The organism is Rhabdonatronobacter sediminivivens, assembly GCF_013415485.1.
In the GTDB taxonomy this organism is placed as follows: Bacteria; Pseudomonadota; Alphaproteobacteria; order Rhodobacterales; family Rhodobacteraceae; genus Rhabdonatronobacter; species Rhabdonatronobacter sediminivivens.
The window spans coordinates 1-674 of record NZ_JACBXS010000144.1 but is presented as its reverse complement, the minus strand read 5'-3'; the positions used below and the strand labels follow the sequence as shown (position 1 = coordinate 674).

Here is a 674-nt window from a genome sequence, read left to right as displayed (position 1 = left end):
ACATTATGGCCAGCTGATTGCGGGCCGCAACCCATTCTCGGACCGCGCGGCCGCCCTTTTCGAAGTTGCGGATGGCCAGGAAGATCAGCTTCGTGGCAGCCTCCTCGGTCGGGAATGAGCCCTTGGTCTTCAGCGTTTTGCGCAACACCCGGTTCAGCGATTCCACCGCATTCGTGGTGTAGATGATCTTCCGGATCGCCGCGCTAAAGGCATAGAACGGGGTGACCTCTGCCCATGCCCGGCGCCAAGCCGGGGCGATGGATGGGTATTTTCCGGCCCATTTCTCCTCGAAGGCATCCAGTTGGCGGGCGGCCTCCTCAGCGGTTGGGGCCTCATAAATCGGGCGCAGGTCGGCGGCCACGGCCTTGCGGTCCTTCCAGCTGCAGAAGTTCATGGAATGCCGGATCAGGTGAACGATACAGGTTTGGACCGTTGTATCGGGGAAGGCTGCGGTGATGGCTTCCGGGAAGCCCTTCAGCCCGTCCACGACCGCAATCAGGATGTCCTGGACGTATGAGGAGGATCAGAAAACGATCCGGGGGATCGTTTTCCCGACGATTGGGTTGCGCAGCTCGTTCATCACCGACAGCCAGAACTTGGCGCCCTCGTTGTCGGCGATCCAGAGCCCCAGAACCTCGCGATCCCCTTCCCGGGTGATGCCCAAGGCGATGTAA

General features: G+C 61.1%; 1 pseudogene. It reads right to left on the bottom strand.

Going from position 1 to position 674, the window contains the following annotated elements:
• Positions 1–674 (bottom strand): annotated as a pseudogene (locus HUK65_RS18545) (IS256 family transposase); the annotation flags it as partial.